Genomic DNA, 23,613 nt, shown 5'->3' with positions numbered 1-23,613 from the left:
GAGGCCCCTCAGCGAGGGGCCTCTTTGGTGTGGAGGGGACGACGGGAATCGAACCCGCGTAATCAGTTTGGAAGACTGAGGCTTTACCATTAAGCTACGTCCCCGAGGAAAGCGTTCCGGCGCACTGGCCTTTGGGCTTTTCTTCGGCGGCTGTTCAAGCCGGATATAACTAAACCTAATTCATGCCCCACGTGTCAAATGTGCAAACGCGGCAGGGATGAACGTAGACTGTCCTGTGCATTACGGGGTGTAGCTCAGCTTGGCTAGAGCGCCTGCTTTGGGAGCAGGAAGTCGCAGGTTCAAATCCTGTCACCCCGACTCTGCGGCCCGGGCCCCAGGCCTGGTCACAACAACGCGTTTGCAGAACCCATCCAACAAAACCAGGAGTACTTAGACCGTGAAGAGCGCTGTCGAGAACCTCACCCCCACGCGGGTCAAGCTCAATGTTGAGGTCCCCTTTGAGGAATTGAAGCCCAGCATCGACGAGGCATACAAGACTGTTGCTTCGCAGATCCAGGTCCCTGGCTTCCGTAAGGGCAAGGTTCCTGCCAAGCTGATCGACCAGCGCGTCGGCCGCGGTTACGTCCTGGAGACGGCCATCAACGAGGGCCTCAACGGCTGGTACCAGGCTGCCGTCCAGGAATCCGGCATCCGCCCGCTGAGCCGTCCCGAGGTTGAGATCACCGAGGTTCCGGACCCCTCCGCCACCGACGGCGAGCTTAAGTTCCAGGCCGAGGTTGACGTCCGCCCCGAGATCGAACTGCCCGACTACGCCGGCATCAAGGTTGAGGTTGCCGCAGCCGAGTCCTCCGACGCCGATGTCGACAAGGCCCTCGATGAACTGCGCGGCCGCTTCGGCACGCTCAAGACCGTGGAGCGCCCCGCCGCTGACGGCGACTTCCTCAGCATCGACATCACCGCAAGCATCGACGGCGCCGAGGTCGACTCCGCTTCCGGACTGTCCTACCAGGTTGGCGCCGGCACCATGCTCGAGGGCATGGACGAGGCCGTCACCGGCCTGAGCGCTGACGAGGACGCCATCTTCGACACCACCCTCGTGGGCGGCGACCACGCCGGCGAGTCCGCCCAGGTCAAGGTTGTTGTCAAGTCCGTGAAGGAGCGCGAGCTGCCCGAGGCGAACGATGACTTCGCCCAGCTGGCTTCCGAGTTCGACACCCTGGCCGAACTGCGCGAGGACCTCGCCAAGCAGGCCGCCGACTCCAAGGTCGTCGAGCAGGGCGTCGAAGCCCGCGACAAGGTCCTGGACAAGCTCGTCGAGCTGGTTGAGGTTCCGGTTCCGGAATCTGTCGTCGAAGAGCAGCTCGAGCAGCACTTCAAGGCCGAGAACTCCCACGGTGAAGGCGAGCACGACACCGAAGAGCACCGCGCCGAGGTCAAGGCCAACACCGAGCGCGCCTTCCAGAACGAGATCATCCTCGACGCCATCGCCGAGAAGGAAGAAGTGGGCGTCAGCCAGAATGAGCTGATCGACTACATCGTCACCACCGCCAGCCAGTACGGCATGGACCCGAACCAGTTCGCCCAGATCATCGACCAGAGCGGCCAGGTTCCCATGATGGTCTCCGAGGTCCGCCGCCGCAAGGCGCTGGCCGTCGTCCTGGGCCAGGCCGAGGTCACCGACTCCGAGGGCAACAAGGTCGACCTGAGCGACTTCGTCCGCCCCGGCGGCGAAGAGGCTCCGGCCGTCGAAGCCGAAGCAGAAACCGAAGCTGAAGAGGCAGCCGGCGAGGCCGTCGCGAACGACGACCCCGCGGCCGTGAAGTTCTAGCAGCTGCACGCATCAGTGCCGCCAGCCCCCGGGTCCTCGGATCCGGGGGCTGGCGCGTTAACGGCCGGTGTACAGCTCCCGCGGCCAATCGTGCGCCGTCAGCGAACAGCGCGATTCCGGCGAACAAATCCGCCCCGAAAGCGGTTAGTGTCCAAGTAGTGAAGTTCAGTGATGTCGTTCAGTGATGTCACCGTCACCAGCGAGAGGTAAGTACAAATGTCACAGCAAGCAGCGGCCCCCCGCATGGCAACCGTCGATCCTGCAGCCCAGGATAACTACATCTACAACCGCCTGCTGAAAGAGCGCATCATCTGGCTTGGCTCCGAAGTCCGCGACGAGAACGCGAACGCCATCTGCTCACAGCTGCTGCTGCTTTCCGCCGAGGATCCCAACAAGGACATCTACCTCTACATCAACTCTCCCGGCGGCTCGGTGACGGCCGGCATGGCCATCTACGACACCATGCAGTTCATCCCCAATGACGTCGTTACCGTCGCCACCGGCCTGGCTGCGTCCATGGGACAGTTCCTGCTGTCCTCCGGCACCAAGGGCAAGCGGTACGCCACCCCGAACGCCCGTATCCTGATGCACCAGCCTTCCGGCGGCATCGGCGGAACGGCTTCGGACATCAAGATCCAGGCCGAGCTGATCCTCCACATGAAGAAGATCATGGCTGAGCTCACCGCGGACCAGACCGGCCAGACGGTGGAAACCATCCTCAAGGACAACGACCGCGACAAGTGGTTTACCGCCACCGAAGCGCTCGAGTATGGCTTCTTCGACAAGATCTCGGCGCACGCAGGGTCTGTCGCCGGCGGCGGCGGAACCCAGAACGCTTCATCCAACGGCCAGAGCTAACCGGCATCAAGACAGAACTGAATCCAGGAGCAATGAACATGAACTACAATTTCGGATCGTCTGCCGGTAACCTGCCGACAAGCCGTTACGTTCTGCCGCAGTTCGAGGAGCGCACGCCGTACGGCTTCAAGCGACAGGACCCCTACACCAAGCTCTTCGAGGACCGCATCATCTTCCTCGGTGTCCAGGTGGACGACGCCTCTGCCGATGACGTCATGGCACAGTTGCTGGTGCTGGAGTCCACGGACCCGGACCGCGACATCACCATCTACATCAACTCGCCAGGCGGCTCCTTCACGGCCATGACCGCGATCTACGACACCATGCAGTACATCCGCCCTGAGATCCAGACCGTGTGCCTGGGCCAGGCGGCAAGTGCCGCTGCCGTGCTGCTGGCCGCCGGAACGCCGGGCAAGCGGCTGGCGCTGCCCAACGCCCGCGTCCTGATCCACCAGCCGGCGCTGTCCGGCGGCCAGGGCGGACAGGCATCGGACCTGGAGATCCAGGCGGCCGAAGTCATGCGCATGCGGACCTGGCTGGAGGACACCCTGGCCAAGCACTCCGGCCGGACGCCGGAACAGGTCAACAACGACATCGAGCGGGACAAGATCCTCACCGCCGCAGAGGCACAGGATTACGGCCTGATCGACCAGGTTCTCGATTCCCGCAAGATCAAGCCGCAGGCACTTGCCCGCTAAATACGGGCGCATGCCGGGTAAATGGCAGTAACGGACGCCGGTGCGGTTTATATCTTTGAACCGCACCGGCGCCCGGTTTCCACCCCTCGGGCCGAATGTGACCTAGAGTGGATGTAATCATTGCCGGATCCGCCAGGTACGGCCGTGATTCCAGCAACCGGTGCAAGCTGCCCTTGCGGCAAGATACTAAGGGGTTCACATATGGCTCGGATTGGCGAGAGCGCGGATCTGCTCAAGTGCTCTTTCTGTGGCAAGAGCCAGAAGCAGGTGCGCAAGCTCATTGCCGGGCCCGGCGTCTACATCTGCGACGAGTGCATTGAGCTCTGTAACGAGATCATCGAGGAAGAACTCGCAGAGGTCGCCGATCTGGGCAGCTTCGAACTGCCCAAGCCCCGCGAGATCTTTGACTTCCTGCAGGAATACGTCATTGGCCAGGAACCCGCCAAGCGTTCCCTCGCCGTCGCGGTTTACAACCATTACAAGCGGATCCAGGCCGGTCATGCGCCCAAGAGCGGCACATTGGCGGACGGCGTCCACCACGACGACGTTGAAATCTCGAAGTCCAACATTCTCCTGATTGGCCCCACCGGCTGCGGCAAGACCTACCTTGCGCAGACCCTGGCGCGCCGGCTGAACGTGCCCTTTGCCGTTGCCGACGCCACCGCCCTGACAGAAGCCGGGTATGTGGGCGAAGACGTGGAGAACATCCTCCTCAAGCTCATCCAGGCCGCCGACTATGACGTCAAGAAGGCCGAACAGGGCATCATCTACATCGACGAGATCGACAAGATCTCGCGCAAGAGCGAAAACCCCTCGATCACCCGAGACGTTTCGGGCGAGGGCGTGCAGCAGGCGCTGCTGAAGATCCTCGAAGGAACGGTTGCCTCGGTTCCACCGCAGGGCGGCCGCAAGCATCCGCACCAGGAATTCATCCAGATCGACACCACCAACGTCCTCTTCATCGTTGCCGGCGCCTTTGCCGGCCTGGAGGACATCATCGGTTCACGCTCCGGACGCAAGGGCATCGGTTTCGGCGCGCCGCTGAACGAGGTCAAGAACACCGACTCCTACGGCGAAGTGATGCCGGAAGACCTGCTGAAGTTCGGGCTTATTCCGGAGTTCATCGGCCGCCTGCCGGTCATCACCACCGTGTCCAATCTTGACCGTCCGGCCCTGATCCAGATCCTGTCCACGCCCAAGAACGCCCTGGTCAAGCAGTACCAGAAGATGTTCCAGCTGGACGGCGTGGAGCTGGTGTTCGACGACGCCGCCCTGGACCTGATTGCCGACCAGGCCCTGGAACGGGGAACCGGAGCCCGCGGACTGCGCGCCATTATGGAGGAAGTCCTCCTGCCGGTCATGTTCGACCTGCCCAGCAGGGACGACATCGCCAGCGTGGTCATCACGGCGGACGTCGTGGCCAAGAAGGCCCAGCCCACCATGATCACGCACGACGTCGTGGCCAAACGGCGGAACAAGTCCGCCTAGCCGGAACAAATCGGTCTGGCCGGAACAAATCGGCCTGGCCGGAATAAATCCACCCAGTCCGCCGCTGTCGCTTAAGCGTGGCCTGAGGATATTCCTCTGCGGCGCGCCATACCCCAAGACTTCCCTGAGGAGATTTGCTGTGTCTGAGAACGCTGCCAACAAAGCCGACTTCTGGTTCGACCCCCTCTGCCCGTTCGCCTGGATCACCTCCCGCTGGATCGGCGAGGTGGAAGGCGTCCGTAACATCAAGACTGAGTGGCACGTCATGAGTCTGTCCGTGCTGAACGAAGGCCGCGACCTCGACCCGAAGTACCGTGAAGCCATGGACAAGGCCTGGGGCCCGGTCAGGGTCATCATCGCCGCGCAGGAGCAGCATGGCGACCACGTGGTCAAGCCGCTGTACGACGCCATGGGATCGCAAATCCACGACGGCGGCCAGAAGGACTTCTCGATCGTCATCAGCAAGGCCCTGGCCGACTGCGGCCTTCCCGCCGAACTGGCAACCGTCGCTGACTCCGACAAGTACGATGCCCAGCTTCGGGCCAGCCACGAAAAGGGCATCTCCCTGGTGGGCCAGGACGTCGGAACACCGGTGGTGGCCTTCAACGGCACCGCGTTCTTCGGACCTGTCCTCACCCGTATTCCGCGGGGAGAGGAAGCCGGGAAGATCTGGGACGCGTCGGTGACCCTCGCTGCCTACCCGCACTTCTTTGAGATCAAGCGCAGCCGGACCGAAAGCCCCGCCTTCGACTGAGCTGTTTTTGACTAAACCGACGGGCCGCCGTCGGGCGTTTCAAGAGCCCCGGCAGAACTACATGAGAGTAGTTCTGCCGGGGCTCTTGCGCATCCGGAACCGGAGGACAAAGATAGAACTTACCCACTTCGAAAGAAGCGGGACGCAAGAACCAAAGATTCAGTGACATGCTTCCAACGCAGCCTTCGGCAAAGTTAGAAGCAGGCTACCAGTGACAAGGTAGGAAGACCTGAAATTTCCAAGGATCTTGCCAGACTGTCAAAGATGTCACCAGACAGCCGAAAAGTCGAAGCCCCACCAACGGCAAAACGCTGATGGGGCTTCCCCTTTGCCCAAAAAACAGCTGCCCAAATACCGAAGCCCCACCAGCGCCGTGGCGCTGATGGGGCTTCGAAGTGTCCGGCCGGGGCTCGTCAGGCCTGTGCCGGTTCCTCGGCGGGGGCCAGCTCCACGTCGCTCACGGTAAGCTCGCCCTCACCCGTGTTGAGCGAGATCTCCTGCGCGTTGGCCGCGGCCTTGAGGTCCGCGAGCCCTGCCCGAAGCTGGGCCACGAGCGGCTCCGGGGCCGTAATCGTCGCCGACAGGACCTCGGTGCGCTGCTTGACCTTGGCCTCGGACTTGGCCTTCCGGATGCCGCTGAGCGCAATGCCCACGGTGCCCAGCATGCCGGTGTCGCCGTCGGTGATCTCCAGCGGCGCCGGCCAGGCGGCACGGTGCACGGAGCCAGTCCGCCACCAGCTCCAGACCTCTTCGGTGGCGAAGGGCAGGAACGGCGCGAAGAGGCGCAGCAGCGAATCCAGCGTGGTGGCCAGGGCAGCGAGCACGGAGGCCTGCTCGGTCTCGCCGGCGGCACCGTAGGCGCGGTCCTTGATCAGCTCGACGTAGTCGTCGGTGAACTGCCAGAAGAACGATTCGCTAATCTGCAGGGCCCGGGCGTAGTCGTAGTTGTCGAACGCCTTGGTGGCCTGGGCCACGACGTCGGAGAGCTGGGCCAGCAGGGCACGGTCCAAGGGATTGGTCAAGGGCCCCGACGCGGGTGCTTCTTCCGCGTTGGGCAGACCAATCCCGGGGTTGGTAAGAACGGACAGGTCCGTGGAGACCACTGAGTTCTCCGTGGCGCCGAGGTTCAGGACGAACTTCGAGGCGTTCAGCAGCTTGATGGCCAGGCGGCGGCCGATCTTCATCTGCGCGATCTCGTAGGCCGTGTCGGCGCCCAGGCGTGCGGAGGCAGCCCAGTAGCGGACGGCGTCGGAGCCGTACTCGTTCAGGACGTCCGTCGGCACCACCACGTTGCCCTTGGACTTGGACATCTTCTTCCGGTCCGGGTCCAGGATCCAGCCGGAGATGGCCGCATGCTTCCAGGGTGCGACGTCCTGCAGGGCGTCGGCGCGGACGGCGGAGGAGAACAGCCAGGTGCGGATGATGTCGTGGCCCTGCGGGCGCAGGTCGAACGGGAACACCTTGGCGAACAGGTCCTCGTCCCGGCTCCAGCCACCCACGATCTGCGGGGTCAGGGAGGAGGTGGCCCAGGTGTCCAGCACGTCGGCGTCACCGGTGAAGCCGTTGGGCTGGTCGCGCTGGGATTCGTCGTAGCCCGGTGCGGCGTCGGCCGCAGGGTCTACCGGCAGCAGGTCGTCGGACGGCAGGACTGGGTTGTCGTAATCCGGGTTGCCCTGGGCGTCCAGCGGGTACCAGACCGGGATCGGCACGCCGAAGAAGCGCTGGCGGGAGACCAGCCAGTCACCGTTGAGGCCGGCGATCCAGTTCTCGTAGCGGGAGCGCATGAAGGACGGGTGGAAGTCGATGTCCTGCCCGCGGCTGATCAGCCGTTCGCGGCGGTCCTCGTCGCGGCCGCCGTTGCGGATGTACCACTGCCGGGACGTGACGACCTCGAGGGGCTTGTCACCCTTCTCGAAGAAGTTCACCGGGTGGGTGATTTTCTTCGGCTCGCCGTCGAGCAGGTCGGCTGCCGTGAGCAGCTCCACCACGGCCTCCTTGGCGGAGAACACCGTCTTGCCGGCGATCGCGGCGTAGGCCTCGCGGCCGGCATCCGTGGTGATCCACTCCGGAGTCTCGGCGAGGATGCGGCCGTCGCGGCCCACGATCGCGCGGGTGGGAAGCTGGAGTTCGCGCCACCAGGTCACGTCGGTCAGGTCACCGAAGGTGCAGACCATCGCGATGCCCGAGCCCTTGTCCGCCTTGGCCAGCGGGTGCGCCTTGACCTCCAGCTCGACGTCGAACAGGGGGGACTTCACGGTCTTGCCGAACAGCGGCTGGTACCGCTCGTCGTCGGGGTTGGCCACCAGGGCGGCGCAGGCCGCGAGCAGTTCGGGACGGGTCGTCTCGATGAAGATCTTCTCGCCGTCGGCCGTGAAGAACGGGTAGCGGTAGTACGCGCCGGGCACCTCGCGGTCCTCGAGCTCGGCCTGCGCCACGGCGGTGCGGAAAGTGACGTCCCAGAGGGTGGGGGCCTCGGCCATGTAGGCGTCGCCGGCGGCCAGGTTGGCGAGGAACGCGCGCTGGGAGACGGCCCGGGAGGTGTCGTCGATGGTGCGGTAGGTGAGGTTCCAGTCGACGGACAGGCCGAGGGTCTGGAACAGGTTCTCGAAGACCTTTTCGTCCTCGACGGCCAGCTCTTCACACAGTTCGATGAAGTTCTGCCGCGAGACGACGTCAAAGTCCCGCTGGTTCTTCGCCGGCTGAGCCGGCGGCTGGTAATCCGGGTTGTACGGGATGGCGGGATCGCAGCGGACACCGTAGTAGTTCTGGACGCGGCGCTCGGTGGGCAGGCCGTTGTCGTCCCAGCCCATGGGGTAGAAGACGTTCTTGCCGGTCATGCGCATGTAGCGGGCCTGCACGTCGGTCTGCGTGAAGGAGAACATGTGGCCCACGTGGAGGGAACCGGAAGCGGTGGGCGGGGGAGTGTCGATCGAATAGACCTGTTCCCGGGTGGTGTCCGGGTCGAACCGGTAGGTTCCTTCCTCGAGCCAGCGCTGCGTAAGGGCAGCCTCCAGGCCTTCCAGGGCCGGCTTGTCGGGAACGTTGATGGGGGCGGTGGCGGGCGTGTCTGTACCCTGCGTTGATTCAGCCATGGCCCAATTGTTTCATGCCGGGCATTTGTTTCGCGCCCTGCAGTGCGTGCCCGCTGCCGGACGCCGGGAGTAGCATGCGGCCTATGACCAAAGCAGACGCTTCCTTTGCGATCAAACGCATCTATGAGGAACCAGCGGACGACGACGGCTTCCGGGTTCTGGTGGACAGGCTCTGGCCGCGCGGGGTCAGTAAGGAACGGGCCCAGCTGGAGCTGTGGCTCAAGGAAGTTGCGCCGTCCCCGCCGCTGCGGCAGGAATTCGCCCACATGCAGGAGCGGTTCGAGGATTTCCGTGTCCGGTATGAGGACGAACTTGCGGGCAATCCGGCGGTGGATCAGCTCCTGGAACTGGCGGCGAAGCACCGGAAGGTGACACTGCTGTACGCGGCCCGGGATCCGGAGGTGAACCACGCCAGAGTCCTGCTGGAGTTCCTGGCAGCACGTGGTCAGGCAAAGTGAACGGTCCGGGAAAGTATGCGGTGCGCGGAAGTAAACATTGGGCTGGCCCACCAACGGTTGGCGCTAGGGTGGTGCCATGACTGAGGTTTCCGCAAGCTCTGACGTGTCCACCAACAAAGCAGCCCTCGTGACGGGCGCCAGCTCGGGCATTGGCGAGGCCACCGTGCGCGCGCTCCGTGCCGACGGCTGGACCGTGTACGCCGTCGCCCGCCGCCAGGAACGGCTGGCCGCGCTGGAATCCGAGACAGGCGCCGTCGCCCTGGCCGCGGACATCGCCGAGGACGCGGACGTGGCCCGCCTGCTGGCCGAGGTGACCTCCGCCGGCGGGATCGACACGCTGGTCAATATCGCCGGCGGTGCCCGCGGTGCGGACCGTGTGGGCCAGGCCGTGACCGACGACTGGGAGTGGATGTACCGCGTGAACGTCCTCGGCACCATGAAGCTCACCCGCGCCTTCCTGCCGATGCTGCGCGAGAACGGCGAGGGCACTGTCCTGAACCTGACTTCCACAGCCGGGCTGGATGCCTATGAAGGCGGCGGCGGCTACAACGCCGCCAAGTTCGCCCAGCACGCCCTGACCGGGGCGCTGCGGCTGGAAGAGGCCGAGCACAACGTCCGGGTCATCGAGATCGCGCCCGGCCTGGTCCAGACCGAGGAGTTCGCCCTCAACCGGCTGGGTGACGCGCAGGCGGCCAGCAAGGTGTACCAGGGCGTGGAGAAGCCGCTCACCGCCGGGGACGTGGCCGATGTGGTGCGCTACGCCGTGAGCGCGCCGCACCACGTGAACCTCGACCAGATCGTCATCCGCCCCGTGGCTCAGGCATCGAACTACAAGCTGATCCGCAAGCAGGCCTGAGCCGGCTAACCCGCAACGGGGACGTCCAGCGTGGCCAGCACCGCCGCGTGGTCCGTCCCGGCAACGCGGTGCACGGCATAGCCCGACGCCGGAATGTGCGGACTGGTGACCAGGTGGTCGATGGTGATGCCGGGCAATGGCTGGCCGTCCATCGGCCATGTGGGCGTGAACCGCGCCCCGGATGCCATGCCGACGTCCACCAGCTTCCGGCCGCCCGGGCCGACGTCGAGCAGCCTGCGGAACTCCGAGTGGTCATAGGTGGCGTTGAAATCGCCGAGCAGGAGCTGGTTGCCCAGGCCGTCCGCCCCGTTGCGCGCCACCAGCCGGCCCAGCGATTCCAAGTCGCTGCGCCACTGCCCGACGCGCACGTCCACCGGCGGGAGGGTGTGAACGTTGGTGACCTCGAGCGTGGCGGCTGCACTGCCAGGGCTTGTGCTGCCAGCACCCGCACTGCCTTGGACATTCTTGCCGGCACCGGCAACGGGCAGTGTCAGCCGGAAGGTTGGCATCTGGAACGGCGTGTCGGGAATCAGCCCGATGGCTTGGATGGGGTGTTTTGAGTACGTGGCGCTGCCTGAGCCGTTCTTCATGGGGCTGCTGATCCGGTTGGGAAGGAGGCTTCCCAGTCCCTCGGCGGCCAGCCGGTCCTCCAGCGTCTGGGTGTACTCCTGGACGGCGAGCAGTTCCACCGCGTTGTCCCGTACCAGCCGGACGATTTCCGCGGCGTCGGCCTTGCCGAAGCGGGAATTGATGCTCATCACCGTCAACGGAACGGTACTGCCGGGAGCGGACGCGCTGGCGCCCGCCCGGCCTGCATCCGGCGCCCACAGCCAGAAAAGCTGGGCTCCGAGGAGCACTACGGCAGCGGCCGTGACCACCAGCCGCCGGCCCAGCAGTGCCAGGGCCAGTGCAAGGCCGGCAGGAACCACCAACCACGGCGTGAAGGACAGCAGCTGGACCACCTGTGTGGGCCACTCGGCCGGGATGGCACGGAACACCGAAAGCGATGCGACCGGCAGGAGGATACAGAGCGCCAACACCCTGGCCGAAGCAGTCATGGATCGAGTCTAGGCCGAGGGCGCTCATGGTTATGGCCGCCGCGGTGACAGCAGTTAGACTGGAGCCAACAGCTTTGACCCGGCCATCACCGGTGAGCTTCCGGAAGAACACCCGGCCCGCGTTGCGGACCAGGGCCAGTAGAACCGGACGGGTAAGCCCGTCACAGCAGCAATGAGCGGCCGTCGTCGAACTCCCTCGGAGTTGGGCGGCGGTAAGTGAGGTGGTACCGCGGTGCCGGTGCAGTCGCATGACTGCGCACGCGCCGTCCTCGCATCCTGAATGATCCACTTGTTCACCAGCTCAACCCAGGATGTCGAGATGACGTATTACCCCAAGGCCTCAGCAGCCCCGTCCGGTCCGGGCTCCTCTGCAGGAGTGTCCGCCTCCGTGAAGTTCCCAGAGATCGAAGAGCGGATCCTCAAGTACTGGGACGAGGACGGCACCTTCCAGGCAAGCATCGACCAGCGCAGCGCCGACCTTCCGGGCGGCGCCCCCGGCAGCAACGAGTTCGTCTTCTACGACGGCCCGCCCTTCGCCAACGGCCTGCCGCACTACGGCCACCTGCTGACCGGCTACGCCAAGGACCTGGTGGGCCGCTACCAGACCCAGCGCGGCAAACGCGTTGAACGCCGCTTCGGCTGGGACACCCACGGCCTTCCCGCCGAGCTGGAAGCCATGAAGCAGCTGGGCATGACGGACAAGACCCAGATCGAGGCCATGGGTATCGACAAGTTCAACGACGCCTGCCGCGCCTCCGTGATGAAGTACGCCAACGAGTGGCAGGCGTACGTCACCCGCCAGGCCCGCTGGGTGGACTTCGACAACGACTACAAGACGCTCAACGTCGAGTACATGGAATCCGTGCTCTGGGCTTTCAAGCAGCTGCACGAGAAGGGCCTGACCTACAACGGCTACCGCGTGCTGCCGTACTGCTGGAAGGACGAGACGCCGCTGTCCAACCATGAGCTCCGCATGGATGACGACGTCTACAAGAACCGCCAGGACCAGACCGTCACGGTGACGTTCCCCGTTAAGGCGGGGGAGTCGGACCTGTCCAAGCAGCTGGCCGGTGTGCAGGCGCTCGCCTGGACCACCACGCCCTGGACGCTGCCCACCAACCTGGCGCTCGCCGTCGGGCCTTCCATCAGCTACGCCGTGCTGCCCGCCGGACCGAACGGCGTCAAGGCCGCTTCGGCCGAGGTGCCCGTCACCGGCAGCTTCCTGCTCGCCGAGGACCTGGTAGGCACCTACGCGAAGGACCTGGGGTACGGTGATGGTGCCGCTGGCGCGGCTGCCGCTGCCGCCGCTGTCACGTCAACCCACACCGGCGCCGAGCTCGAAGGGCTCACCTACGAGCCGCTGTGGCACGACTTCGCCGACACGGAAAAGTACGGCACCCAGAACGCCTGGCAGTTCCTGGTGGCCGACTATGTCACCACCACCGACGGCACCGGCATCGTCCACCAGGCACCCGCCTACGGTGAGGACGACCAGAAGGTCTGCGAGGAAGCCGGCATCCCCGTGGTCCTCTCCGTGGACGAGGGCGCCAAGTTCCTGCACCTGTTCGCCCACGGCGACCTGCACGACATCGTCGGGCTGCAGGTCTTCGACGCCAACAAGCCCATCACCCAGGTGCTCCGCGCCCAGGGCCGCCTGGTCCGCCAGGCCAGCTACGAGCACAGTTACCCGCACTGCTGGCGCTGCCGCAATCCCCTGATCTACCGCGCCGTCTCCTCCTGGTACGTCGAGGTCACCAAGTTCCGCGACCGGATGTCCGAGCTGAACCAGGAGATCAACTGGATCCCCGGCAACGTCAAGGACGGCCAGTTCGGCAAGTGGCTCGCCAACGCCCGCGATTGGTCCATCAGCCGCAACCGCTACTGGGGCAGCCCCATCCCGGTGTGGCAGTCCAGCGACCCCGAGTACCCGCGCACGGACGTGTACGGCTCCCTCGCGGAAATCGAGGCCGACTTCGGCCGGCTGCCGCTGAACAAGGATGGCCAGGTGGACCTGCACCGGCCGTTCATTGACGAGCTGACCCGGCCCAACCCGGACGACCCCCGCACCCCCGAAGAGGGCCAGTCGGTCATGCGCCGCGTGGAGGACGTGCTGGACGTTTGGTTCGACTCCGGCTCCATGCCCTACGGCCAGGTGCACTACCCGTTCCAGAACGAGGCCTGGTTCGACACCCACAACCCGGCCGACTTCATCGTGGAGTACATCGGACAGACCCGCGGCTGGTTCTACATGCTGCATATCCTGTCCACCGCGCTGTTTGACCGCCCGGCCTTCCGGAACGTCATCAGCCACGGCATCGTGCTGGGCTCCGACGGCCAGAAGATGTCCAAGAGCCTGCGCAACTACCCGGACGTCTCCGAAGTGCTGGACCGCGACGGCTCTGACGCCATGCGGTGGTTCCTCATGTCCAGCCCCATCCTGCGCGGCGGCAACCTCGTGGTCACCGAACAGGGCATCCGCGACGGTGTCCGCCAGGTCATCCTGCCGCTGTGGAATGTGTACAGCTTCTTCACGCTGTACACGAATGCCGCTAAGGGCGGGAACGGCTACGACGCCCAGCTGCGGTACGACGGCTACACGGACACGCTGGACCAGTACCTGCTGGCCAACACCGGGGACCTCGTCCGGAACATGACGGCCCAGCTGGACACCTACGACATCTCCGGGGCCTGCGACGAACTGCGCAGCTACCTGGACATGCTCACCAACTGGTACGTCCGCCGCAGCCGGCAGCGCTTCTTCGACGAGAACGCCGATGCCTTCGACGCCCTGTACACCGCCCTGGAGGCCGTGTGCCGCGTGGCCGCACCGCTGCTGCCGCTCGTCTCCGAGGAGATCTGGCGCGGCCTCACGGGGGGCCGCTCCGTGCACCTCGCCGACTGGCCGGACCCAGAGCTGTTCCCGTCCGATGCCGCCCTGGTCGGGGCGATGGACCGCGTGCAGCAGATCTGCTCCACCGGCTCCTCGCTGCGGAAGGCCGCCAACCTGCGCGTGCGCCTGCCGCTGCAGGAACTTACCGTCGTGGCACCAGGCGCAGATACGCTGGAAGGCTTTGCCGCCGTCGTCGCCGACGAACTGAACCTGCGCTCGGTCCGCCTGCTGGACGCCGCCAGCGCCTCCCCGGAGGAGTTCGGCATCGAGCAGAAACTTGTGGTCAACGCCCGTGCCGCCGGCCCGCGCCTCGGCAAGAACGTGCAGCTGGCCATCAAGGGTTCCAAGTCCGGCGACTGGTCTGTCTCCGACGCCGGTGTCGTCACTGCGGGCGGCCTTGAGCTGGAACCGCAGGAATACACGCTGGAGACCGTGGTGGCAGAGTCCGACGGCGGTTCAGCAGCTGCGTCTTCTGCTGCCGCAGTGCTTCCCACCGGCGGCTTCGTGGTTCTGAACACCGAGGTCACCCCCGAGCTCGAGGCCGAAGGCCTGGCGCGTGACATGGTCCGTGCCATTCAGCAGGCGCGCAAGGACGCGGCGCTGAACGTGAGCGACCGGATCCGGACCACCGTGAATGCCGCGCAGAACGTCATCGACGCCCTGCTGGCGAACGCCGAGCTGGTGAAGACCGAAACGCTGACGCTCGAGCTGGAGGCCGTGCCGGCCGACACCGCGGAACCGCGCATCACCGTCGAAAAAGTGGGGGCCTGAGACATGACCGACGAATTCTCCGTGGAGAGCGTCTACGCCGAGCTGCTGGGCCGGGCGCCGGAAAACAAGATGGAGCCCCGGCTCGCGCCGCTGTTCCGCGCCATGGATGTGCTGGGGGAGCCGAACAAGGCCTACCCGATCATCCACATCACCGGCACCAACGGCAAAACGTCCACGGCCCGGATGATCGAGGCGGGCCTGCGCGCCCACGGACTCAGCACCGGGCGCTACACCAGCCCCCACCTGTCCAAGGTGACGGAACGGATCAGCCTTGACGGCGCGCCCGTGTCCGACGAGACATTCGTGCGCATCTGGGACGAGATCCGGCCCTACCTGCAGATCGTGGACGACGAACTCACTGCAGAGGGCCAGCCCCGGCTGACCTACTTCGAGTGCCTGACCATCCTGGCCTTTGCCGTGTTCGCCGATCAGCCGGTCAATGTGGCGATCATGGAGGTGGGCCTCGGCGGCATCACCGATGCCACCAACGTTGGCGACGGCCAAGTGTCCGTGGTGACACCCATCTCCCTTGACCACACCGACCTGCTGGGCGACACCACCGAGGACATCGCCTACGAGAAGGCCGGCATCATCAAGCCCGGCGGCTTCCTCGTCAGCGCCGCGCAGCCCCTGGATGCCGCGCAGGTCCTGCTGGAGAAGGCCAAGGAGGTACAGGTGCCGTTCCGCTTCGAGGGCGTGGAATTCGGCGTCGAGTCCCGGCAGGTTGCCGTTGGCGGCCAAGTGGTGACCGTCCAGGGCCTCGCCGGACGCTACCCGGACATCATGGTCCCGCTGCACGGTGCCCACCAGGCCGAGAATGCCGCCGTGGCTGTGGCCGCGCTGGAGGCATTCCTTGGCGGCGGCGAGAAGGAGCTGTCCCTGGAGGTCCTGCAGGAGGCCTTCGCCACCGTTTCGTCCCCGGGCCGGCTGGAAGTCGTGCGCACGGCTCCGACCATCATCGTGGACGCTGCCCACAACCCGGACGGCATCCGGGCCTCGGCCGAGGCAATCCAGGAGGCCTTCAGCTTCAGCAAGCTGGTGGTGGTGGTGGGCGTGCTCAAGGAAAAGGATGCCGAGGAGATCCTGCGCCAGCTCAAGGAATCACTGGGCGGCCTCGCACAGGAATTCTGCTTCACCCAGTCCAACTCGCCGCGGGCGGTGCCTGCAGCGGAACTGGCGGAACTCGCCGTCGACCTCGGCTTTGGCGAGGAAAACGTGCACATCGCCGAGAAGCTGGACGACGCACTGGAGTGGGCCGTTGAGCGCGCCGAAGCCAACGACGACCTCGCCGGCGGCGTGCTGGTGACCGGGTCCATCACGCTGGTAGCGGATGCCCGCATCCTGCTTGGCAAGGCAGCCACCTGATGGCGCGGCTAACCAAGGCCCAGCGTGAATGGCGCCCGGGGATGCCCAAGAAGCGCCGGTCCACCAAGGTCATGTTCGCCTCGACGGTCCTGCTGCTGGAGGCCTTTGTGGTCTTCTTCGCCACGCTGGCGGTGTTCGGGCTGCGCCGTGCCGAGATCTCCCCGGCGCTGATCCTCTCGGTGGGCATCGGGCTGAGCGTGGTGCTGATCCTGGCCTGCGCCGTGCTGTCCAAGCCGTGGGGCGTGGGGCTGGGCTGGGTCCTGCAGCTGGTGCTCATCCTGAGCGGCTTCGCGGAACCCATGATGTTTCTCGTGGGCGCGCTGTTCGCCCTCGCCTGGTGGTACGGCATCCGGGCCGGCATCCGGATTGACCGCGAGTCCGCCCAGCGGGACCGCGAGCAGGCCGAGTGGGAGGCCGCCCACCCGGAGGCCACCGGCAATGAAGGCACCGGCCAGACCCCGTAGACTTACCGTCGAAACCCACTACCAACCTCATTGGAGCGACTGTGAGCATTGAGCGCACCCTTGTCCTGATCAAGCCGGACGGCGTCACCCGCAACCTGACGGGCGAGATCCTCAAGAGGATCGAAGCCAAGGGCTACACCCTGGCCGAACTCAAGAAGACCGACGCCAGCCGGGAGCTGCTCGAGCAGCACTACGAGGAGCACGTGGGCAAGCCGTTCTACGAGCCGCTCGTGGAGTTCATGCTCAGCGGCCCCGTGGTGGCAGCGATCTTCGAAGGCCACCGCGTCATCGAAGGCTTCCGGTCGCTGGCCGGCACCACCGACCCCACGACGGCGGCCCCCGGGACCATCCGCGGCGACTTCGGCCGCGACTGGGGCCTGAAGGTCCAGCAGAACCTCGTCCACGGCTCGGACTCGGTGGACTCGGCCGAGCGCGAAATCAAGATCTGGTTCCCGGCCTGAGCTTCGTGGCAGGTTAACCGCGCTGGCAGGTTAGGCGCGAACGTACAGTTGTGGCCCCTCACTCCTCGGAGCGGGGGGCCACAACTGTACGTTCGCGCTGATCCGCGGGGCTTAACTGTACGTTCGCGCTGCTAGAACCCTGAGCTGCTAGAACCCTGAGGTGCCCGCGAACACCTGGATGAATGCGAAGAAGATCGTCGCAATCACGGCAACGTAGAGCAGCGCCGAGATGATCCAGCCCGAGTCGCCCAGGATCCGGGCCAGGCCCGCCGGCGCCGGAATCACGCCGTGGACTACGTTCCGCACGGTCACCCAGACAAAGAGCGGAATCATCGCGGCCCAGACAACCATGCAGAACGGGCACAGGATGCGGATGGAGTACAGCGCCTGGGACCACAGCCACACTACGAAGATGAAGCCGAGCGTGATGCCGGCCTGCAGCCCAAGCCAGTACCAGCGGGCGAACCGGGCGCCGGCAAGCAGCGCCATTCCCGCGGTGATCGTGACGGCGAAGGCGACAATTCCGATGAACATGTTCGGGAAGCCAAAGACTGAACTCTGCCACGTCTGCATGACCTGCCCGCAGGAAATCCAGGGGTTCACGTCGCAGACGGTGGCGTGGTTGGGATCCTTGAGGACCTCCAGCTTTTCCAGCACCAGGATGCCGGATGCCAGCCAGCCCACTACGCCGGTGATGACCAGCAGCCAGCCGAAGGGGCGGTCGCGTGTCATGGCCGGTACGGCGGCACCGGCCGAAGCCGCGGCGGGCCCGGCACCGTCCTGGTGATCCTGTTCGTAGTCCGTGCCTGTGGAAGGCGATATGCGTGGCATGGGATGGCGTCCTTTGTCTGGGGTGCTCCTGCCCAGATTGTATCGCCGCCGGCTTGAGGCAGTCTGTACTCACCGCCATGGGCCGCATTGACCGGCTTTGTCACACAATTACAGCGTATTTGAACGGCAATATGAGAGAATAAACGTGGCTGGAGCGCGAACCACATTCGAACTCCAGTCCGGTGGCTTGTTCCCAAGACCGCCAATGAGCAGTGGTGCAGGCTTTGGAAAGAAGATCCAGCCTCCCAGCTTTCATTGGACGGCACCTGGTTGTGGTTGTCAGAAACAACGGGTTCCAGTAACAATCCCGCCGGCCTGTCAGGCCTGCCGCACCCCACTGCCGGTGCGAGCCTGCTGGTATCCAATTGACTTCTGTCAATGCCTGCGGGTTTTGACAATATGTGCCCCAATGGGTGCCGAATGTGGCGGCATGTCGGGGGCAGGAGTGTTGCCACATATGGATAATGACCAGGTTATAGCCGTTAATGAAGAACCGGCTGCCGCCGGCGAAGCCGCCGCCGAGGCTCCCAAGAAAGCCACCAGGACCCGGCGCAAGGCGCCGCCCAAGGCCACAGCAGCGGACGCGGAGTCCGCGGCGTCGGAAACTGCAGCGGCTGATGCCGCCCTGCCGGAGTCGGCTGTCGCGGAAAGCGCGGACGCCCCGGCCAAGACCCCGGTGCGCCGGACCCGCGCCCGGAAGAAGGTTGCCGAAGAGCCGTTGCCCGCGTTTGCGGAAGCTGCCGGGGCCGAAGTAGATGTCCAGGAAGCTGGCGAACAGGCAGCCGCTATCGAGCCGGCAGTCGAGGCTGCGGCCGTTCCGGCCGCCGAGGAACCTTCTGCCGAGTCAAAGCCTGTGCGCCGCCGCCGGGCAACAAAGCCGAAAGCCGCGGAGCCGGCCGAAAGCCCCGTTGAATCTGCGGAGGCTGCCGAGTCACCCGCTGCCTTGACTGCCACTGAGGCGGCGGCAAGCGGACGGACGGAAGTGCCCGCCCCGGCTGCTGGCGCCCCTGAAGCCCAGGCAGCGCCGGCCGAGGCGGCCCCTGGCGAACCGGCGGCTGCACATGAAGCCGTTGGGGAGGAAGAGGCCGAAGAAGAGACCCGGCCGTCGCCCCTGGGTTCGCTCTTCCTGGAGCCTGCCTCAGTTACATCGATCATCTTCCAGGCCCCTGACCTGAACACGGTTATCCGCCCCGCCGTTCCCGCTAAGGAGGACGTGCCAGCCGAGGACGGCGAGGAGGAGTTGGATGACGAGGGCGGCCGCCGTCGGCGGCGCAGCCGTGGCCGCCGCGGCCGCAGCCGGACCGACCGCGAGATCGGCGACGGCGACGAGGGAACAGACGATTCTGACGAAGCCGGCGAAGATGAGGGTGCGCAGCTGGAAGACGGCGTGACGTCCCGCCGTCGCCGCCGCCGCCGCCGCGGTGACCAGGACCTGGAACTGACCGGCGGGGGAGAAGACGATCCCCCCAACACGGTCACCCGTGTCCGCGCCCCGCGGAGCATCAGCGAGGCACCGGCGAGCAACCGGGTGACCAGCGTCAAGGGATCCACCCGCCTGGAGGCGAAGAAGCAGCGCCGCCGCGAATCGCGGGACACGGGCCGCCGCCGCACCGTGATCACCGAGGCCGAGTTCCTGGCCCGCCGGGAATCCGTGGACCGCCAGATGATCGTCCGCCAGCGCGACGACAGAATCCAGATCGGTGTCCTGGAAGACGGCGTCCTGGCTGAGCATTTCGTCTCCAAGACGCAGCAGGACTCCCTGATCGGCAACGTCTACCTGGGCAAGGTCCAGAACGTCCTGCCGTCCATGGAAGCCGCTTTCGTCGACATCGGACGCGGCCGCAACGCCGTGCTGTACGCCGGCGAGGTCAACTGGGACGCAGCAACCCTCGAAGGCAAGCAGCGCCGGATCGAAAACGCGCTGAAGTCCGGCGACTCCGTCCTGGTCCAGGTCACCAAGGATCCGGTGGGCCATAAGGGTGCGCGGCTCACCAGCCAAATCTCCCTGCCCGGCCGGTACCTCGTGTACGTCCCCGGCGGGTCCATGACCGGCATCTCCCGCAAGCTGCCCGACGTCGAACGCAACCGCCTGAAGCGCATCCTCAAGGACCGCCTCCCTGAGGACGCGGGCGTCATTGTCCGGACGGCCGCTGAAGGCGCCTCCGAGGAGGAACTGACCCACGACATCAACCGTCTCCGTGCCCAGTGGGAGGGGATTGAGAGCCAGGCGAAGTCCACCAAGGTGCTCGCCCCCGAACTGCTTTACGGCGAACCGGACCTCACCATCAAGGTTGTGCGGGACGTCTTCAACGAGGACTTCTCCAAGCTGATCGTGTCCGGCGACGAAGCGTGGGACACCATCGAGGCTTACGTCACCTACGTTGCTCCGGACCTGGTGGGCCGGCTCGAAAAGTGGACCAAGGACGAGGACATCTTCTCCGCCTGGCGCATTGACGAGCAGATCCACAAGGCACTGGACCGCAAGGTGTTCCTGCCGTCCGGCGGCTCGCTGGTCATTGACCGGACCGAGGCCATGACGGTGGTTGACGTCAACACCGGCAAATTCACCGGCAGCGGCGGCAACCTCGAAGAGACGGTCACCAAGAACAACCTGGAAGCAGCCGAGGAAGTTGTCCGCCAGCTGCGGCTGCGCGACATCGGCGGCATCATCGTCATCGACTTCATCGACATGGTGCTGGAATCCAACCGCGACCTGGTCCTGCGCCGCCTGGTGGAATGCCTGGGCCGCGACCGGACCAAGCACCAGGTGGCCGAAGTGACCTCCCTGGGACTCGTGCAGATGACGCGCAAGCGCATGGGCACCGGCCTCCTGGAAGTCTTCGGCGAGCAGTGCGAGGCATGCGCCGGCCGGGGCGTCGTCACTCATGACGAGCCGGTGGAGCACCGCCGCGCCAACACCGTGGCCGCGGAGCACCACGTGCACCGCGCCGAGGTGCAGCCCCCTGCCCGGTCCGAGCGGAAGCGCCGCCGCGGCAAGGGTGGACAGCCGTCTTCCGAGACTGCCCCGGTCGCCCCTGCTGCCGTGCACCACCCGGAACCGTCGGAAGCAGAACGCCACGCCAAGGCTGAAGCGACCCGCGCTGCCCTTGCCAACATCGCTGCAGCGGCCCACGCCGCCCACCTGCATGAGGAAGCAGCGCACAGCGCCGCAGCGTCGGGTGAGGCCGCCCGGTCCGCCGCACCCGCGGCCGCAGCGCCGGAAAGTCCCGTGGTGCACCGCGCTCCGGAAACGGAGAGCATCTCCGGACGGCCCGGCGCAGTGCTCACCTTCGGCGGCGAAAAAGTGATTCTTCCGTTTGTCGATCACAGCGAGGAGCCGGTCAAGGAAGCGCCGGCCCTGACGCTGGACCGCCTGGAGGAAGCCTTCGCGCACCTCGGTGCTCCGGTTGCCCCCGCCGCCGAGGAGGAGGCTACGGAGCAGGCTCCTGCCACGGCCCGGCCGGAAAGCCAGCAGCCGGAAGGCCAGCGCGCCGAAAGCCCCACTGCGCCGTCCCGCAGCCGCCGTCCGCGCCGCAACCGCAGTGCCAGCCGCGCCCAGGGCGCAGCCAACGAGACTTCCGTGGAACACCACGAGGTTGCGCCGGCTGCTGCCGCAGGGCACTCGCACGAGGCCAAGGCACCGGAAACGGGCAATGCGCAGGGAGCGCCCAAGGCCACTCAGCAGCCAGCCAGCGAACCGATCATCCTGGGAGTCGGGGTACCCGCCTCAGAGCTCTAGGACAAACGAACTCTGAGCTGACTCATGGAAAGGTCCGGCACCGCGCCTGCGATGCCGGACCTTTCTGGTTCCCGGGGGATGTGGCACGGGCCAGTGCATCGATCAAAGTCCAGGCGGCGCACAGCCCGCAAAAGCCTGTCGCAAACGCCAAATTCGGTGTCCCAGGCCGGACGAACCGCTAGGCTGGGGGACTGACACGGGGTGCCGCGCACGGGCCGGCTGAGATCCAAACCCGTTGAACCTGTCCGGTTAGCACCGGCGAAGGGATGTCTTCCTTGTCATCAGCATCGCTCCTGTCCGCACCTGCGGCTGCCGCCGGTTCCGTTCTGGAAACCGTGGCGCCGGCCGCTCCGACCTCCCGCGACGTTCCCCGGGTCCTTGCCATCGCAGGCTCGGATCCGTCCGGCGGTGCAGGCATCCAGGCCGACCTGAAAAGTATTGCGGCCCACGGCGGCTATGGGATGGCGGCAATAACCGCCCTGACCGCGCAGAACACCACCGGCGTGCGCGGCGTGCACGTTCCGCCGGCATCCTTCCTGTCAGCGCAGCTGGACACCATCAGCGACGATATCCACGTGGACGCCGTCAAGATCGGCATGCTGGGCGATGCACAGGTGATTGCCGCAGTCCGCCGCTGGCTCGAAAAGGTGCGGCCCGGCGTCGTTGTTCTCGATCCGGTGATGGTGGCCACCAGCGGTGACCGCCTCCTTCAGGAGTCCGCGGAGGCAGCACTCGTCGAACTGCTGCCGCTGGCGGACCTGATCACCCCCAATCTCCCCGAACTGGCCATGCTGCTCGGGGAACCGGAGGCCGCGGACTGGGCCGCCGCCCTTGACCAGGGCAAGCGGCTCGCGGCCCAGACCGGTGCCACGGTCCTCGTCAAAGGCGGTCACCTGGACGGCTCAACCTGCCCGGATGCCCTCGTGAACACGGCCGGGCTGCTGTCTGCGGAGGTGGTGGAGATTGCGGGCGAACGGATCACCACGAGGAACAGCCACGGCACCGGGTGCTCGCTCTCCTCGGCCATGGCCACGGCTCAGGCACGGCTGGGCGACTGGGAAGCGTCATTGCGGGCGGTCAAGCCCTGGCTGGCCGGCGCCCTCCGTACCTCCGGGCAGCTGGAGGTCGGCGCAGGAAACGGACCGATCAACCACTTCCACCACCTGTCCCAGCCCGAACGGAAGGGCGGGTTCGCGGAACTGCTGCGCGCTGAGACCGTTGCCGACCTGGAAGCCATCTATGGCCTGGGCTTCATCAGAGGACTTGCCGAAGGCACCCTGGCGGAGAAGGAATTCGCGTACTACCTGGCACAGGATGCCATCTACCTCAACGGCTACTCCCGCGTCCTGGCCCGGGCCAGCGCACTCGCGCCAACCGAGTCCGAGCAGCTGTTCTGGGCGCACTCGGCCCAGCAATGCCTGGAGGTTGAATCGGAACTGCACCGCAACTGGCTCAGCACGCGCACCGTGCAGACGGAGCTTGGCCCGGTCACGAAGGCGTACGTCGATCATCTGGTGGCGGCTTCGGCGGGTGGCAGCTACGCGGTGCTGGTTGCCGCGGTCCTGCCTTGCTTCTGGCTGTACGCCGAGGTGGGGGAGACCCTGCACGCCGAATATGTGGCCGCCGGGGCGCAGGCCGGGCACCCGTACGCCGAGTGGCTGCGGACGTACGCCGACGAGGAGTTCGCTGCCGCGACCCTGCGGGCCATCGAAATCGCCGACGACGCCGGCCGGGCCGCGTCGGCGGGGGAGCGGAAGGCCATGCTCACCGCCTTCCGGCAGTCCTGCCGGTACGAGGTGGAATTCTTCGACGCGCCGAGCCGCCACAGCTGAACAGATGCGCGCGCCCGGCCGGGTAGGATAGTCGCGCACGGTGACGGCAGATCCGAACAGCAGCCCTTGTGGCGCCTATCACGGAGAATCCGCCGGTGCCAGCCTCATTTGCGGCCGACGACGGAATTAGCGTATTCTAGATCTTCGGTGCTTACGCCAACACTTGGGTTATGACCCGGGATTCGTCCAGTCGGACTTCTTCCTGGGAT

At 65.9% G+C, this 23,613-nt stretch carries 16 protein-coding genes, 2 tRNA genes and 1 riboswitch; of the genes, 14 read left to right on the top strand and 4 right to left on the bottom strand.

All coding sequences use genetic code 11. From position 1 onward, the window contains the following. Positions 1 to 30 precede the first annotated feature (30 nt). Positions 31 to 104, bottom strand: a tRNA-Gly gene (locus QFZ23_RS14920). A gap of 139 nt (positions 105 to 243) precedes the next feature. On the opposite strand from QFZ23_RS14920, the gene QFZ23_RS14915 reads away from it, so the two are divergent. The 6 genes from QFZ23_RS14915 to QFZ23_RS14890 all read left to right on the top strand — a co-directional run bounded on the left by QFZ23_RS14915 (position 244) and on the right by QFZ23_RS14890 (position 5,587). Next, positions 244 to 318, top strand: a tRNA-Pro gene (locus QFZ23_RS14915). Positions 319 to 397: 79 nt separating this feature from the next. After that, a complete protein-coding gene (tig, locus tag QFZ23_RS14910; RefSeq protein WP_306924056.1) occupies positions 398 to 1,789 on the top strand; it encodes a trigger factor in 1,392 nt (463 codons plus the stop codon). A 243-nt stretch (positions 1,790 to 2,032) separates the two neighbouring features. After that, positions 2,033 to 2,647 (top strand): ATP-dependent Clp protease proteolytic subunit, encoded by a 615-nt coding sequence (locus QFZ23_RS14905; protein ID WP_306926869.1) that lies wholly within the window; start codon positions 2,033 to 2,035, stop codon positions 2,645 to 2,647. 38 nt (positions 2,648 to 2,685) lie between these two features. Then, positions 2,686 to 3,345, top strand: a complete 660-nt coding sequence (locus QFZ23_RS14900) for an ATP-dependent Clp protease proteolytic subunit (protein ID WP_003803394.1) — start codon at positions 2,686 to 2,688, stop codon at positions 3,343 to 3,345. A gap of 201 nt (positions 3,346 to 3,546) precedes the next feature. Beyond that, complete coding sequence (gene clpX, locus QFZ23_RS14895) at positions 3,547 to 4,833, top strand: ATP-dependent Clp protease ATP-binding subunit ClpX (RefSeq protein ID WP_306924053.1); 1,287 nt, start codon at positions 3,547 to 3,549, stop codon at positions 4,831 to 4,833. Between the two features lie 139 nt (positions 4,834 to 4,972). Then, the gene (locus QFZ23_RS14890; protein WP_306924051.1) at positions 4,973 to 5,587 is read left to right on the top strand and encodes a mycothiol-dependent nitroreductase Rv2466c family protein; all 615 of its coding nucleotides are present in this window, start codon (positions 4,973 to 4,975) and stop codon (positions 5,585 to 5,587) included. A gap of 413 nt (positions 5,588 to 6,000) precedes the next feature. On the opposite strand, the gene valS is transcribed toward QFZ23_RS14890, so the two are convergent. Continuing rightward, positions 6,001 to 8,679, bottom strand: coding sequence for a valine--tRNA ligase (valS, locus tag QFZ23_RS14885; RefSeq protein ID WP_306924049.1), 2,679 nt, complete (start codon positions 8,677 to 8,679; stop codon positions 6,001 to 6,003). 83 nt (positions 8,680 to 8,762) lie between these two features. Here valS and QFZ23_RS14880 point away from each other — a divergent pair, with 83 nt between their 5' ends. After that, complete coding sequence (locus QFZ23_RS14880; RefSeq protein WP_306924047.1) at positions 8,763 to 9,137, top strand: DUF488 domain-containing protein; 375 nt, start codon at positions 8,763 to 8,765, stop codon at positions 9,135 to 9,137. Between the two features lie 76 nt (positions 9,138 to 9,213). Then, on the top strand, positions 9,214 to 9,993 hold the full coding sequence (locus QFZ23_RS14875; RefSeq protein WP_306924046.1) for an SDR family oxidoreductase: 780 nt from the start codon (positions 9,214 to 9,216) through the stop codon (positions 9,991 to 9,993). 5 nt (positions 9,994 to 9,998) lie between these two features. Here the strand turns inward: QFZ23_RS14875 and QFZ23_RS14870 are convergent, their stop codons facing one another. After that, positions 9,999 to 11,051, bottom strand: coding sequence for an endonuclease/exonuclease/phosphatase family protein (locus QFZ23_RS14870; RefSeq protein WP_306924045.1), 1,053 nt, complete (start codon positions 11,049 to 11,051; stop codon positions 9,999 to 10,001). Between the two features lie 319 nt (positions 11,052 to 11,370). On the opposite strand from QFZ23_RS14870, the gene ileS reads away from it, so the two are divergent. From ileS to ndk, 4 genes are read left to right on the top strand one after another with little or no spacing between them, the layout of a single operon-like run. Next, positions 11,371 to 14,712 (top strand): isoleucine--tRNA ligase, encoded by a 3,342-nt coding sequence (gene ileS / locus QFZ23_RS14865; RefSeq protein ID WP_306924043.1) that lies wholly within the window; start codon positions 11,371 to 11,373, stop codon positions 14,710 to 14,712. Positions 14,713 to 14,715: 3 nt separating this feature from the next. After that, positions 14,716 to 16,077 carry a bifunctional folylpolyglutamate synthase/dihydrofolate synthase gene (locus QFZ23_RS14860; protein ID WP_306924041.1) on the top strand — a complete coding sequence of 454 codons (1,362 nt, stop codon included), beginning with the start codon at positions 14,716 to 14,718 and terminating at the stop codon, positions 16,075 to 16,077. Further along, positions 16,077 to 16,541 carry a DUF4233 domain-containing protein gene (locus QFZ23_RS14855; RefSeq protein ID WP_306924039.1) on the top strand — a complete coding sequence of 155 codons (465 nt, stop codon included), beginning with the start codon at positions 16,077 to 16,079 and terminating at the stop codon, positions 16,539 to 16,541. Before QFZ23_RS14860 ends, QFZ23_RS14855 begins: the two co-directional genes overlap by 1 nt. 41 nt (positions 16,542 to 16,582) lie before the next feature. Then, the gene (gene ndk / locus QFZ23_RS14850; RefSeq protein ID WP_306924037.1) at positions 16,583 to 17,002 is read left to right on the top strand and encodes a nucleoside-diphosphate kinase; all 420 of its coding nucleotides are present in this window, start codon (positions 16,583 to 16,585) and stop codon (positions 17,000 to 17,002) included. Between the two features lie 147 nt (positions 17,003 to 17,149). Here ndk and QFZ23_RS14845 read toward each other — a convergent pair whose 3' ends face one another. Beyond that, positions 17,150 to 17,833, bottom strand: a complete 684-nt coding sequence (locus QFZ23_RS14845; RefSeq protein ID WP_306924036.1) for a vitamin K epoxide reductase family protein — start codon at positions 17,831 to 17,833, stop codon at positions 17,150 to 17,152. Positions 17,834 to 18,290: 457 nt separating this feature from the next. Between QFZ23_RS14845 and QFZ23_RS14840 the strand changes: the two genes are divergently transcribed. Together QFZ23_RS14840 and thiD are read left to right on the top strand one after the other, a co-directional pair. Beyond that, positions 18,291 to 21,572, top strand: a complete 3,282-nt coding sequence (locus tag QFZ23_RS14840) for an Rne/Rng family ribonuclease (RefSeq protein WP_306924034.1) — start codon at positions 18,291 to 18,293, stop codon at positions 21,570 to 21,572. A 187-nt stretch (positions 21,573 to 21,759) separates the two neighbouring features. After that, a riboswitch (TPP riboswitch) is annotated at positions 21,760 to 21,856 on the top strand. Beyond that, on the top strand, positions 21,839 to 23,404 hold the full coding sequence (gene thiD, locus QFZ23_RS14835; RefSeq protein ID WP_306924032.1) for a bifunctional hydroxymethylpyrimidine kinase/phosphomethylpyrimidine kinase: 1,566 nt from the start codon (positions 21,839 to 21,841) through the stop codon (positions 23,402 to 23,404). (Overlaps the previous riboswitch by 18 nt.) The last annotated feature ends 209 nt before the right edge of the window (positions 23,405 to 23,613 follow it).

Origin of the sequence: Arthrobacter globiformis, from assembly GCF_030818015.1 — a bacterium.
Lineage (GTDB): Bacteria > Actinomycetota > Actinomycetes > Actinomycetales > Micrococcaceae > Arthrobacter > Arthrobacter globiformis_C.
Note: the sequence above shows the minus strand (reverse complement) of the source record. Positions and strands in the feature narration are given on the sequence as shown.

Bases quoted from the DNA above. Each gene is read 5' to 3' on its own strand.
- thiD (WP_306924032.1), top strand. From the start codon at position 21,839: ATGTCTTCCTTGTCATCAGCATCGCTCCTGTCCGCACCTGCGGCTGCC.
- valS (WP_306924049.1), bottom strand. From the start codon at position 8,679: ATGGCTGAATCAACGCAGGGTACAGACACGCCCGCCACCGCCCCCATC.
- QFZ23_RS14875 (WP_306924046.1), top strand. From the start codon at position 9,214: ATGACTGAGGTTTCCGCAAGCTCTGACGTGTCCACCAACAAAGCAGCC.
- ileS (WP_306924043.1), top strand. From the start codon at position 11,371: ATGACGTATTACCCCAAGGCCTCAGCAGCCCCGTCCGGTCCGGGCTCC.
- QFZ23_RS14855 (WP_306924039.1), top strand. From the start codon at position 16,077: ATGGCGCGGCTAACCAAGGCCCAGCGTGAATGGCGCCCGGGGATGCCC.
- QFZ23_RS14860 (WP_306924041.1), top strand. From the start codon at position 14,716: ATGACCGACGAATTCTCCGTGGAGAGCGTCTACGCCGAGCTGCTGGGC.
- QFZ23_RS14870 (WP_306924045.1), bottom strand. From the start codon at position 11,051: ATGACTGCTTCGGCCAGGGTGTTGGCGCTCTGTATCCTCCTGCCGGTC.
- QFZ23_RS14900 (WP_003803394.1), top strand. From the start codon at position 2,686: ATGAACTACAATTTCGGATCGTCTGCCGGTAACCTGCCGACAAGCCGT.
- QFZ23_RS14905 (WP_306926869.1), top strand. From the start codon at position 2,033: ATGGCAACCGTCGATCCTGCAGCCCAGGATAACTACATCTACAACCGC.
- clpX (WP_306924053.1), top strand. From the start codon at position 3,547: ATGGCTCGGATTGGCGAGAGCGCGGATCTGCTCAAGTGCTCTTTCTGT.
- QFZ23_RS14880 (WP_306924047.1), top strand. From the start codon at position 8,763: ATGACCAAAGCAGACGCTTCCTTTGCGATCAAACGCATCTATGAGGAA.
- QFZ23_RS14845 (WP_306924036.1), bottom strand. From the start codon at position 17,833: ATGCCACGCATATCGCCTTCCACAGGCACGGACTACGAACAGGATCAC.
- QFZ23_RS14840 (WP_306924034.1), top strand. From the start codon at position 18,291: ATGGATAATGACCAGGTTATAGCCGTTAATGAAGAACCGGCTGCCGCC.